A 12,061-nucleotide genomic window follows, 5' to 3' on the forward strand; every position below is an offset into this window, starting at 1 on the left:
AGCCGTGTGTACCAAGGGAAGGGAAAACTAACATGATGAAGAAGATCTTGATTGCGGGCTGCATGATCGGCACGCTCGCCTCCTGCACTGCGACTGAACGCGGCACGGCGATCGGTGCCGGCACCGGTGCCGTCATCGGTGGCGCAGTGTCGAACAGCTGGGGTGGCGCAGCAGTCGGCGCAGTCGCCGGCGGCCTTGTCGGCGCTGCAATCGGTCACTCCTCGGAGCGCCGCGGATACTGCATCTATCGCGATCGTTACGGCCGCCGCTACGAGGCCCGTTGCCGCTAATCGCTGGCAACAATCCAGTCCCTCAGGACCGGCGCCCGAGCAATCGGCGCCGGTTTTGTTTTGCCTCCAGGAGACTGTCGGCGTTAACCTTTGGCCAAAGGCGGAACGAATCGCCGACGAATCGGCGACATCACCTGTTTCCCGCTTTGTTCACCGCAACATCTCGTGGAAAACAACTCGTTAACCATATGGATAAGCCGTTTCGGCGCAGCAATAGGCGCCGAAACCCGCTCAAAAGTTAATGCCGCAAATCAGCTGGCGAAGAACTGGCCGCCATTCGCTGTCAGCGTCGAGCCGGTGATGAAACCGGCATCGTCGGAGGCAAGGAAGACGACGCAGCGGGCAATCTCTTCCGGTTCGCCGAGGCGCCCGACCGGGATCAGCGGAATGATCCGCTCGTTCAGCACCTTTTCCGGCACCGCCCGCACCATTTCGGTAGCGATATAGCCGGGGCAGATGGCATTGACGGTGATGTTCTTTGCAGCACCTTCCTGCGCCAGTGCCTTGGTAAAGCCGAGATCGCCGGCCTTGGCCGCCGAATAGTTCACCTGACCCATCTGGCCCTTCTGGCCGTTGATGGACGAAATGTTGACGACCCGGCCGAACCCGCGGTCGCGCATGCCATTCCAGATGGGATGAGTCATGTTGAAGAGACCGGTCAGGTTGGTCCCGATCACCTCGTTCCACTGTTCGGGCGTCATCTTGTGGAACATGCCGTCACGCGTAATGCCGGCATTGTTGACGAGCACCTCAATCGGGCCGAGTTCGGCCTCCACTTTTGCGATGCCATCGACGCAGGCCTGATAGCTGGAGACATCCCATTTGAACACCGGAATCCCGGTCTCGTCGTGGAAGGCTCTCGCCTTTTCCTCATTGCCAGCAAAATTTGCGGCGACACGATAACCTGCCGCCTTCAACGCGATGGAGATGGCTGCCCCGATCCCACGCGTTCCTCCCGAAACCAATGCAACCCTGCTCATGCGGCCGTCCCCTTTGCGTTGTGATCCGATCCTTCTGTGTGACCGGATACTTACCTATTTTGACATGCTTTCATCGGGGAGATAGTCCCGCCACGAAGTTTTGCAACGCCGGCGGGATTATCCACAATCTTCTAAAATATCACATGGCCTCAAGGCACATGGCGACGCCCATGCCGCCGCCGATGCACAGAGTAGCAAGACCCTTCTTGGCGCCGCGGCGCTTCATCTCGAAGAGGAGCGTGTTGAGGATGCGGGCACCCGACGCGCCGATCGGATGGCCGATCGCGATTGCGCCGCCATTGACGTTGACGATCGACGAATCGAAACCCAGATCCTTGACGACGGCGCAGGATTGCGCAGCAAAGGCTTCATTGGCCTCGATGAGATCGAGATCGCCGACCTTCCAGCCTGCCTTTTCGAGCGCCTTGCGGGAAGCCGGGATCGGGCCGGTGCCCATGATCTGCGGATCGACGCCGGCGGTCGCCCAGGAAACGATGCGAACCATCGGCGTGATGCCGCGGCGGGCGGCTTCGGCTTCCGTCATCAGCACGGCAGCCGCCGCGCCGTCGTTGAGACCGGAGGCATTGCCGGCGGTGACGGTGCCTTCCTTATCGAAGGCGGGACGCAGCTTGGCCATCGAATCGAGCGTCGCGCCGGCACGGATGTATTCGTCGTTCTCGACGGTCACGTCACCCTTCCGTGTCTGGATGATGTAGGGGATGATCTCGTCCTTGAAGCGGCCGGCATTCTGCGCAGCTTCCGCCTTGTTCTGGGAGGAGACGGCGAACTGGTCCTGCTCTTCGCGGGAGAGCTGCCACTGGCGGGCGATGTTTTCCGCCGTGATGCCCATGTGGTAGCCGTAGAACGCGTCGGTCAGGCCGTCCTTGACCATCGTGTCGATCATCTTGAAGTCGCCCATCTTCACGCCGCCGCGAAGATGCGCGCAATGCGGCGCCATGGACATCGATTCCTGGCCGCCGGCAACGATAATCTTGGCGTCGCCAAGCGCGATCTGCTGCATGCCGAGTGCGACGGCGCGCAGGCCCGAGCCGCAGAGCTGGTTGACGCCCCAGGCGGTGGCTTCCTTCGGCACGCCGGCCTTCATCGCCGCCTGTCGGGCCGGGTTCTGGCCCTCGCCCGCCGGCAGGACCTGGCCGAGGATGACCTCGTCCACTTCCGCCGCCTCGACGCCGGCGCGTGCGAGCGCACCCTTGATCGCCGCCGCACCCAGCTCATGGGCCGGCACATTGGCAAAGCCGCCGTTGAAGGAGCCAACCGCGGTACGGCCTGCGGCTGCGATCACGATAGATGGATTGGTCATGGACGTTTCCTCTTATCCGTTATTTGTCTGCGAGACTGGCAAAGCTTGAGCCGAGAGTCAAACGGCAGCCGAACGCCGCTGCCAACCCGTCGGGCGTTTCGAAAATGCCCGTTAGATTTCACGGGTTTGCTGCGCAACAAAGCAATCACCGCGCCGCACAAATCGTTTGTAAGTCCTCGTCATTTAGGCTTACATTCCTGTTGGGAGAAGCATGCCAATCGATAATGACCAAACCATATTGACGGGAGCAGGAGGCAATCATGGCGAAGACCGAAGGCGAAATCATAATCAAGAAATATGCCAACAGGCGCCTCTACAACACAGGCACCAGCACTTACGTGACGCTGGAAGACCTGGCGAAGATGGTGAAGAAGGGCGAGGAATTCACCGTTCAGGACGCCAAGAGCGGCGACGATATTACCCATTCGGTTCTGACGCAGATCATCTTCGAGCAGGAGTCCAAGACCGGCAACACGCTGCTGCCGATTTCCTTCCTGCGGCAGCTGATTTCCTATTACGGCGACCAGATGCAGATGGTGGTTCCGACCTTCCTCGAACACTCGATGAAGGCTTTTACGGACCAGCAGGTTCAGATGCGCGAACAGATGACCCGCGCCTTCGGCGATACGCCGCTCAGCAAGAACCTGCAGATGCCGATCCAGATGATGGAAGAACAGGTGCGCCGCAACACGGACATGTTCCGTCAGGCCATGCAGATGTTCTCGCCGTTTGCGGGCCAGCCCCAGGCACCTGCCGCCAAGAAAACCGACGCCAAGGACATTGACGAGTTGAAGGAACAGCTCCGCAACCTGCAGAGCCGCCTCGACAATCTTTAAAATCTGGATGGGCCGTCAGAGCCCGATCGACACGTCGCGGCCGGCCGAACGGATTGCTACCGCAAAGCCGCCGATGACGTCGACGAAGGTGATCGTCATCAGGATGAAGAAGATCTGCGTCGCGGCATCCCGCACCAGCAGAAATTCGACCAGATAGGCGATGAAAACCAGCATCGACAGCATGTGGTTGATCAGCGAGCCGCGGCCATTGCGGCTGGCTTTCAGGATTTCCACGAACAGGAAGACCAGCGAGACGACGATGATCACGTCGCCGAGCGTCATGGTCCAGACGGCACCCGACAGCATCTGAAGCGAGCTGATGACGGTGCCGAGCGACGCAACCCCGCCGCCGCCCAGAATGCCGAGCATGGCGAGATTGTAGAGAATGAACGGGATGATCATCAGCGGCAATGCGGCAAGCATGGTCCAGAACTCCAGTCGACGTGGCCGGACTGTACGTGCTTGCCCTGCTTTCGCAAGTCTTCGCGCAACAAAACAAGTCTTCGCGCAACAAAAAAGGCCGGCAGAGCCGGCCTTCGATGCAATAGAACCTAGGAACGCTTATGCGCTTTCCTTCGGCGTCAGAACCTGACGACCGCGATACATGCCGGTCTTCAGATCGACATGATGCGGACGGCGCAGTTCGCCGGAGTTCTTGTCTTCGATATAGGTCGGAGCCTTGAGTGCGTCTGCGGAGCGGCGCATACCGCGCTTCGACGGGCTCGTTTTTCTCTTCGGTACAGCCATTTTCGTTACTCCACTTGCGTGCAAAACATAATCCCCGGCCGGAACTGAGGCCGATTGGACATGTCTCGATCTCGGAAATTTGGGCGGCTTATACATGCCCCCCAGGGCTTTGACCAGTCCCCAAGCCTATTTTTTCGGAATTCCCGCTCAAACTTCGTCTTCCGGCACGATCCAGGTTTCGGCAAGAGCTGCGTCCTGCCACTTGAGCCAAGCCGGATGCGATTTCATTGCCGCGATATAAGCGAGCGTTTCCGGATCCGTCGTGAGATCGTAGACGTCGAAACGGCTGACGACCGGCGCGAACATCGCATCCGCTCCGGAGAATACACCGAACAGGAAGGGGCCGCCGGATTTTGCCCGGAGCTCGCGCCAGATCGTCTCGATGCGAGCGACATCGTCCATCACGCTGTCGGCGACAGCGAGCCTCGCCTTCGGACGGCGCATGTTCATCGGACAGGCGTTGCGCAGTGCGCCGAATCCGGAAATCATCTCCGTCGAGACGGAACGCGCCACCGCGCGGTCAGCGGCAGCTTTGGGCCAGATGCCCTTGTCCGGGAAAAGCTCGGCGGCGTATTCGATGATCGAAAGCGATTCCCACACCCTGATGTCGCCTTGATGCAGCACCGGCACCTTGCCGGTCGGCGAGATCGGCTTGAATTTCGGATTGCCGGCCGGGAAGTCGAAGGGGATCAGCACTTCCTCGAAGGGAATGCCGGCCGCCGTCAGCGCAATCCAGGGGCGGAAGGACCAGGAAGAATAATTCTTGTTGCCGATATAAAGGGTAAGCTTTTCCATGGGCCACTCTCCGGTTGGTTTATGAGCCTCATAATGGCCTTGCCGGGAGACGACCAATGAAATCGATAGACCTCAATCATAAATGCATTTGATGTAATCGCCGGATCCCCGCGCCCGGCGCTCGACGAGCACGGCCAGTTGCTGGACGCCGCGGCTCGGTTTGCTGGCCACGCGCGTGATCGGGTTGGGAAGTGCTACGGCCAGAAGTGCCGCCTGGCGGGCGCTCAGTTTCGAAGCCGGCACCTTGAAATGATATTGTGCCGCCGCTTCCGCACCATAGATGCCCGGCCCCCATTCGGCGATATTGAGATAAATCTCCATCATCCGGCGTTTCGACCAGACCAGGTCCGCGCCGAGCGCCAGCGGCAGCTCCAGCCCCTTTCGGATGAACGAGCGGCCGTTCCAGAGGAACAGGTTCTTGGCGGTCTGCATCGGAATGGTGCTGGCGCCCCGCGTCGCCTCGCCGTCGAGCGCATCCTCGACCACGCCGCGCATCTGGTTCCAATCCACGCCACCATGAAAACAGAACTGGCCGTCTTCCGACATCATCACCGAACGGACGAGATTGGGCGAAATCTGGTCGAGGCTCACCCAGCGCCGGTCGTACCCACGAAACAGCGCCAGTTCCGATAGCATCAGTGTCGAAACGGGGCGGGTGAACGGAAGCGCGTAGACGAAGATCAACAGATAGGGCAACACCACCAGCGCGATCGCGATTAGCACGATCCGGCGGATCAGATTGCCCGAAACCGGGCGCCGTCTCCAGCCGGCCCTCACGGGCTCCTCCTGCACCTGCTGTTCGGGTGTGAAGTCCAATATCCCACTCGTCCCTCGTTTTGAGTTTCATAACCGCTCAACGTGGCCAAGGCGAGTCCGGCGCCGAAAACTTCGCATATCTGGGTGAATCGCCGTTGCCAGCCAACCATCGGCATGCCAAACAGCGGCCATGACGGACGCGAAAACGGCATTCGAAATACGCCTGCGGCAGAGCGCCGCCGAGACGGGAGCGCTGCTTTCGTCTCTCCTGTCCGATACCCCTCTTTCCGACGAGACGACCCGCCCGGCGCATCTGATGGCCGCGATGCGGCATGGCTCGCTGAACGGCGGGAAACGGCTGAGGCCCTTTCTGGTCCGCGAGAGTGCGGCCCTGCTCGGCGGGCCGGCCGATGCAGCACTTCGGGTGGGTGTCGCGCTCGAATGCCTGCATTGTTATTCGCTGATCCACGACGACCTGCCGGCCATGGACGACGACGACCTGCGCCGTGGCCAGCCGACCGTTCACAAGGCTTTTGACGAAGCGACCGCCATCCTCGCCGGCGACAGCCTGCTGACCTACGCCTTCGACATCATCGCCGCACCGGAGACGGTGCTCGCCGACGGGCTGAAAACGGAACTCGTCCTGTCGCTTGCCCGCGCCGCAGGTCCCGGCGGCATGGCGGGTGGCCAGGCGCTCGATCTCGCCGCGGAAAAATCGCCGCCCGACGAGGCCGGGATCACCACATTGCAGGCGATGAAAACAGGTGCGCTGCTGCGGTTTGCCTGCGAGGCGGGCGCGATCATCGCCGGCTCTGAGCCGGAACATCGCCAGCGGCTGCGGCTCTTCGGCCAGAAGATCGGCCTTGCCTTCCAGCTCGCCGACGATCTGCTCGACCTGACCTCGGATGCCGAAACCATGGGCAAGGCAACGGGCAAGGACGCTGGCCGCGGCAAGGGCACCCTCGTTGCGTTGCACGGCATAACCTGGGCGGAAGATCGGCTGGACGCATTGACGGTCGAGGCCATGGAATTGCTTGCGCCCTACGGCGAAAAGGCGTCCATTCTGCAGGAGACGGCGCGCTTCATCGCCAGCCGGGAAAACTAAACAGGGATAGGAAACGAGAATGCCGGACGCCTTCAGCTATCTGCCTTACATGTGGCCGGCCTACGTCGCCTATGTCATCAACGTCGCGAGCCCCGGCCCGGCCAATTTCGCGATCATCGGCACCTCGATCTCTCAAGGGCGCCGCGCCGGCCTCATCACCGCGCTCGGCATCGCCAGCGGTTCGCTGACCTGGGCGACGGCGGCAGCCCTCGGTCTCGCGGCATTGCTGCGCAATTATGCGATCGCGTTGGAGATCATGAAGGTGCTTGGCGGCATCTACCTGATCTACCTGGCCTGGAAGGCCTATAAATCCGCGCGCCTGCCGGATTCCAAGGTCGCCCTCGGCAATGCGAAAACCAACTACACCGCCCGCCAGCTCTGGCTGCGTGGCTACGCGGTCCACGTTACCAATCCGAAGGCGATCTTTGCATGGCTGGCGATCATTTCGCTCGGCCTGCCGGAAAATGCACCGACCTCGGCGATCCTTTTGATCATCGGCGTCTGCATGAGCTCGAGCCTGCTGATCTTCACCACCTATGCGATGGTGTTTTCGACATCCCACGCGCTGCGCGGCTACAAGGCCGCACGACGCTGGGTCGAAGGTACGATGGCGGTTTTCTACAGCGTCGCCGGCCTTAAGCTGCTGACGAACCGTATCTGAGCGGCTCGCCTTTCATCAGACTTTTATGATCAGCCCTGGGTGATCGGCGCGATCGCCACTTCGACGCGGCGGTTCTGCGCGCGGCCATCCGAGGTCGCGTTGGAAGCAACCGGCTGCGACGGCCCAAAGCCCATCGTCGACATGCGACGCTGGTCCACACCACGGCTGCCGAGATAGTTCGCGACGGAAGCGGCACGGCGTTCCGAGAGCGCCTGGTTATGCTGCAGGCTGCCGGTCGAGTCCGTATGGCCGTTGACGTCGATCAGGGTGCGGTTGAACTTGTTCAGCACGATTGCGACGGAATCCAGCGTCCGGTAGAAGGGCGGGATGACCTGGTCCTGATCCGTGGCAAACGTGATGTTCGACGGCATGTTGAGGATGATGCGGTCGCCGACGCGGGTCACCGAAACGCCGGTACCCTGCAGCTGGGCGCGCAGTTCCGCTTCCTGATTGTCCATATAGGCGCCGATGCCGCCACCGGCGAGCGCGCCGATACCGGCACCGATCAGCGCATTGCGGCCCGCATGGCGTCCGCCGGTCAAGCCGCCGGCAAGCGCGCCGAGGCCCGCGCCGATGGCAGCGCCGCCGGCCGTGTTGGAAACCTTCTGCTCGCCCGTATAGGGGTCGGTCGTGGTGCAGGCGGAAAGATAGGTCGCGCAAAGTGCGACGATTGCAATTTTCTTCAGCATGTAAATCGATGTCCCCGTCGTCAGTGGTGCAACCTCATTTACCATGAATTGCGGCAATAGCGAGGAGGCCGGCATATCTTCGTCATCGACCCAAAAAGACGGCCGGAACCAGGCCGATCAAGAGACCTCGCAAAGAGATCCGATGCAGCGAAAGAAGAGCCGCGATCAGCCGGCGGTCGCAAGGGTCTTCAGGACTTCCAGCAGCCGGTCGCATTCGGCATCCGTGCCGATCGAGATGCGCAGATAGTCTTCTATGCGAGGCTTGTTCCAGTGGCGCACCAGCACGCCCTGCGCCCGCAAAGCCGAATAGACTTCGGCGCCCGATAGAGCCGGATGCCTGGTGAAGACGAAGTTCGCCTGCGACGGTAGAACATCGAAACCCATCGTCTGCAATTCGCCGCTGACGCGGTCGCGCGTCGCGATGATCTTCTGCCGGCAGGTCTCGAACCATTCGGCATCCTCGATCGCAGCCGTCGCGGCAGCCTGCGCCAGCCGGTCGAGCGGATAGGAATTGAAACTGTCCTTCACCCGCTCCAGGGCATCGATCAGATGCCGCTGGCCGAGCGCGAAACCGACGCGCATCCCCGCCAGCGAACGGGATTTCGACAGCGTCTGGATGACGAGGAGGTTCGGGTAGCGTCCGATGAGGCCGGCAGCCGTCTCGCCGCCGAAATCGATATAGGCCTCGTCCACCACGACCGGCACATCGGGATGCGCGGCAGCCAGGGCCTCGATATCCATGACGGCCAAGCCGATGCCGGTCGGCGCATTCGGGTTCGGGATGATGATCGCGCCGCAAGGGCGGCGGTCGTAGTCGGAAAGTCGGACCCGGAAGCCTTCATCGAGCGGGATTTCGACGACGTCGATATCGTAGAGCCGGCTATAGGTCGGGTAGAAGCTATAGGTGATATCCGGGTAGAGCAGCGGCTTGTCATGCTTCAAGAGCGCCTGGAACGTGTGCGCCAGCACCTCGTCCGAACCGTTGCCGACAAAGACCTGATCCGATTGCACGCCGAAACGTACAGCGATCGCTTCGCGCAATGCGGTCGCCGACGGATCGGGATAAAGCCGCAGCGCATCGTCCGCCGCCGCCTGTAGCGCGGCGATCGCCTTTGGAGACGGCCCGTAGGGGTTTTCGTTGGTATTGAGCTTGACGAGGTTCTGAATGCGCGGCTGCTCGCCCGCGACATAGGGTGAAAGCCGGCTGACGATCGGCGACCAGTATCGGCTCATGATTTACTCAGCGGCCGTGCGCTGGCCAAAACGCTGCTCGATATAGTCGATGACGAGTTTCTCGAAATCGGCGGCAATGTTCACGCCGCGCAAGGTCAGCGCCTTCTTGCCGTCGATGAACACAGGGGCAGCCGGCGTTTCCCCGGTCCCCGGCAACGAAATGCCGATATCGGCATGTTTGCTCTCGCCCGGACCGTTGACGATGCAGCCCATGACCGCGACGTTGAGCGCTTCGACGCCCGGATATTTCTCTCGCCAGACCGGCATATTCTTGCGCAGGTCGTTCTGGATGTTCTGGGCAAGCTCCTGGAACACCGTCGAGGTCGTCCGCCCGCAGCCCGGACAGGCGGCGACGACGGGGACGAACTGGCGGAAACCCATGACCTGCAGCAGTTCCTGCGCCACCTGCACTTCGCGGGTGCGGTCGCCGTTCGGCTCCGGCGTCAGCGAGACGCGGATCGTGTCGCCGATCCCGTGCTGCAGCACGTAACCCATGGCCGCCGACGAGGCGACGATGCCCTTGGAGCCCATGCCGGCTTCGGTGAGGCCGAGATGCAGCGCGTGGTTGGAGCGCTCGGCAAGCATCGAATAGACGGCGATCAGGTCCTGCACCTGGCTGACCTTGGCCGAGAGGATGATGCGGTTGCGCGGCAGGCCGATCTGCTCGGCGAGTTCGGCGGAAATCAGCGCAGACTGGACGATCGCCTCATGCATGACCTGGCGGGCCGACAGCGGCGAACCGCCCGCGGCGTTACGGTCCATCAGCGTGGTCAGCAGGTCCTGGTCGAGCGAACCCCAGTTGACGCCGATGCGCACCGGCTTGTCGTAGCGGATCGCCATCTCGATGATGTCGGCGAACTGCTTGTCCTTCTTGTCCTTGAAACCGACATTGCCGGGATTGATGCGGTATTTCGCCAGCGCCTCGGCGCAGGCCGGATGATCGGCGAGCAGCTTGTGGCCGATATAGTGGAAATCGCCGATCAGCGGCACGTCCATGCCGAGCCGCAGCAGACGCTCGCGAATTTTCGGCACCGCAGCGGCACTCTCGTCGCGGTCGACAGTGATGCGGACGATTTCCGACCCGGCCTTGTAGAGCGCAGCGACCTGGGCGACCGTTGCGTCGATATCGGCAGTGTCCGTATTGGTCATCGACTGCACGACAACAGGCGCGCCGCCGCCGACGATGACGCCGCCGACATCAACGGCGACCGTGGCGCGTCGCGGTTTCGGATCGTAATCGATGGGTGCGGTCATCGGGAGTCTCGTCGCCTTGGGAATGAAGCGCCTTTCACGTGGCGTATGGTTCGCGGCTTGTCAACCGCCGCGACGCTCACTTTATCGCACCGGCCTTTCCCGTTCCAGCCCGGCAGGCTGACGCAGCTAGTGATGCGCCGTGTCGGCATGTCTGGCCAGAGGCGAGAGGACCAGCACCACGATGATGAGCGCCGAAAGCCCGGCAAAGATCGCCGCCAGCCCCGTGTGTTCGGCGATGAAGCCGATCGCCGATGGAGCGACCAGGATGCCGGAATAGCCCATGGTGGTGACGACGGAGAGGCCGACGCCGGCCGCCATTCCCGGCAGGTTGCCAGCTGCCGAAAACGCGATCGGCACGATATTGGAAATGCCGATGCCCGTCAGCGCAAAACCGGCGATCGCCATCGGCGCATTCTGGGCAAAGCCGATCAGCAGCAGCCCGAAGATCGAGATGACGGCGCAGACGCGCAGCGTCATCACCGCGCCAAAACGGTCGCGGATCAGGTCGCCGGCAAAACGCATCGCCGCCATGGTGAGCGAGAACGCAGCGAACGCGAAGCCGGAGAGGGTGACGGAAGCCGCCAACTCATTGCGGAGGTAAAGCGCACCCCAATCGAGGATCGCGCCTTCCGGGATCATGCAGAACAGCGCCATGATGCCGATCAGCCAAGGCAGCGGCGAAAGCGGCAGGCGGCTTCCGCCATGCTTGGCTTCGTCCGGATGCGGCGCATCATGCAAAACGGTCCGCCAAGCCGCAAGGATCATCACCGCGGCCAGCGCCGTGACCAGGATGGCATGCGCGGAAACGCCGATGTGTTCGATCAGGAAACCGCCGGTCGACGAGCCGATCAACCCGCCGAGGCTCCAGAAGGCGTGGCAGGACGACATGATCGCCCGGCGCATGCTCTTCTCGACCGACACGGCATTGGCATTCATCGCCACGTCCATGGCCCCGATCAGGCCGCCGAACAGGAAGATTGCCACGGCGCCTGACCAGATGCTGCCCACCCAGGTGAGAAGCAGCAATGTCGGCGTCAAAAGCACCGAGGTGTATTTGGAGACCTGGCTCGATCCGAAGCGGGCAATCTGGCTGCCGGCAAGCGGCATCATCAGCAGCGATCCGAGACCGAACGTCAGGATCATCAGCCCCAGCGAGCTTTCGCTCAAGCCCAGGCGGGTCGCAAATTCGGGGATCTTTGGCGCCCAGGCGCCGATCATAAAGCCGTTCATCAGGAAGAGCAGCGACACGCCCGCCCTTTCGGGGGTGAAGAAAGCTCGGGAGCTGGAGGAAGCGTTTGAGGGAGCGCGACTGTCCATGGATAGGGTCCTTTCGATCGTCGCGAACATATTTAAATCGATTGAATTTGCAACGTCGCGAAGAGACCCTCCCTCTC

Annotated in this window: 14 protein-coding genes; 4 read left to right on the forward strand and 10 right to left on the reverse strand. The window is 61.8% G+C overall.

Features of this window, described 5'->3' with window-relative positions; all coding sequences use genetic code 11:
• Positions 1-32 precede the first annotated feature (32 nt).
• Entirely contained in the window at positions 33-290 is a 258-nt protein-coding gene (locus ACZ9IU_RS21190; RefSeq protein WP_038546799.1) for a YMGG-like glycine zipper-containing protein, read from the forward strand.
• Between the two features lie 251 nt (positions 291-541).
• On the opposite strand, the gene ACZ9IU_RS21195 is transcribed toward ACZ9IU_RS21190, so the two are convergent.
• Together ACZ9IU_RS21195 and ACZ9IU_RS21200 are read right to left on the reverse strand one after the other, a co-directional pair.
• Complete coding sequence (locus tag ACZ9IU_RS21195) at positions 542-1,270, reverse strand: beta-ketoacyl-ACP reductase (protein WP_038546801.1); 729 nt, start codon at positions 1,268-1,270, stop codon at positions 542-544.
• Positions 1,271-1,409: 139 nt separating this feature from the next.
• Positions 1,410-2,591: an acetyl-CoA C-acetyltransferase gene (locus tag ACZ9IU_RS21200; protein ID WP_038546802.1), complete on the reverse strand. Its 1,182-nt coding sequence runs from the start codon at positions 2,589-2,591 to the stop codon at positions 1,410-1,412.
• A 260-nt stretch (positions 2,592-2,851) separates the two neighbouring features.
• Here ACZ9IU_RS21200 and phaR point away from each other — a divergent pair, with 260 nt between their 5' ends.
• Positions 2,852-3,427: a polyhydroxyalkanoate synthesis repressor PhaR gene (gene phaR / locus ACZ9IU_RS21205; protein ID WP_038546804.1), complete on the forward strand. Its 576-nt coding sequence runs from the start codon at positions 2,852-2,854 to the stop codon at positions 3,425-3,427.
• A 15-nt stretch (positions 3,428-3,442) separates the two neighbouring features.
• Here phaR and ACZ9IU_RS21210 read toward each other — a convergent pair whose 3' ends face one another.
• The 4 genes from ACZ9IU_RS21210 to mtgA form a co-directional block, all read right to left on the reverse strand.
• Entirely contained in the window at positions 3,443-3,850 is a 408-nt protein-coding gene (locus ACZ9IU_RS21210; protein ID WP_038546806.1) for a hypothetical protein, read from the reverse strand.
• A gap of 138 nt (positions 3,851-3,988) precedes the next feature.
• Positions 3,989-4,174 carry a 50S ribosomal protein L32 gene (rpmF, locus tag ACZ9IU_RS21215; protein WP_038546808.1) on the reverse strand — a complete coding sequence of 62 codons (186 nt, stop codon included), beginning with the start codon at positions 4,172-4,174 and terminating at the stop codon, positions 3,989-3,991.
• A 147-nt stretch (positions 4,175-4,321) separates the two neighbouring features.
• Complete coding sequence (locus tag ACZ9IU_RS21220) at positions 4,322-4,969, reverse strand: glutathione S-transferase family protein (RefSeq protein WP_038546810.1); 648 nt, start codon at positions 4,967-4,969, stop codon at positions 4,322-4,324.
• Positions 4,970-5,041: 72 nt separating this feature from the next.
• Complete coding sequence (gene mtgA / locus ACZ9IU_RS21225) at positions 5,042-5,785, reverse strand: monofunctional biosynthetic peptidoglycan transglycosylase (protein WP_437179034.1); 744 nt, start codon at positions 5,783-5,785, stop codon at positions 5,042-5,044.
• Between the two features lie 130 nt (positions 5,786-5,915).
• On the opposite strand from mtgA, the gene ACZ9IU_RS21230 reads away from it, so the two are divergent.
• Positions 5,916-6,830, forward strand: a complete 915-nt coding sequence (locus ACZ9IU_RS21230; RefSeq protein WP_038546812.1) for a polyprenyl synthetase family protein — start codon at positions 5,916-5,918, stop codon at positions 6,828-6,830.
• Positions 6,831-6,849: 19 nt separating this feature from the next.
• Positions 6,850-7,491 carry a LysE family translocator gene (locus tag ACZ9IU_RS21235; protein WP_038546815.1) on the forward strand — a complete coding sequence of 214 codons (642 nt, stop codon included), beginning with the start codon at positions 6,850-6,852 and terminating at the stop codon, positions 7,489-7,491.
• Between the two features lie 29 nt (positions 7,492-7,520).
• Here ACZ9IU_RS21235 and ACZ9IU_RS21240 read toward each other — a convergent pair whose 3' ends face one another.
• From ACZ9IU_RS21240 to ACZ9IU_RS21255, 4 genes are all read right to left on the reverse strand, one after another.
• Positions 7,521-8,180, reverse strand: coding sequence for a YiaD family glycine zipper/OmpA-like lipoprotein (locus tag ACZ9IU_RS21240; RefSeq protein ID WP_038546818.1), 660 nt, complete (start codon positions 8,178-8,180; stop codon positions 7,521-7,523).
• 165 nt (positions 8,181-8,345) lie between these two features.
• Positions 8,346-9,413 (reverse strand): histidinol-phosphate transaminase, encoded by a 1,068-nt coding sequence (gene hisC, locus ACZ9IU_RS21245; protein WP_038546821.1) that lies wholly within the window; start codon positions 9,411-9,413, stop codon positions 8,346-8,348.
• Positions 9,414-9,416: 3 nt separating this feature from the next.
• Entirely contained in the window at positions 9,417-10,667 is a 1,251-nt protein-coding gene (gene ispG, locus ACZ9IU_RS21250; protein WP_038546824.1) for a flavodoxin-dependent (E)-4-hydroxy-3-methylbut-2-enyl-diphosphate synthase, read from the reverse strand.
• Between the two features lie 126 nt (positions 10,668-10,793).
• Positions 10,794-11,984: an MFS transporter gene (locus tag ACZ9IU_RS21255; protein WP_038549807.1), complete on the reverse strand. Its 1,191-nt coding sequence runs from the start codon at positions 11,982-11,984 to the stop codon at positions 10,794-10,796.
• Positions 11,985-12,061: the final 77 nt, after the last annotated feature.

The sequence above is a fragment of the Mesorhizobium sp. USDA 4132 genome (assembly GCF_056279545.1).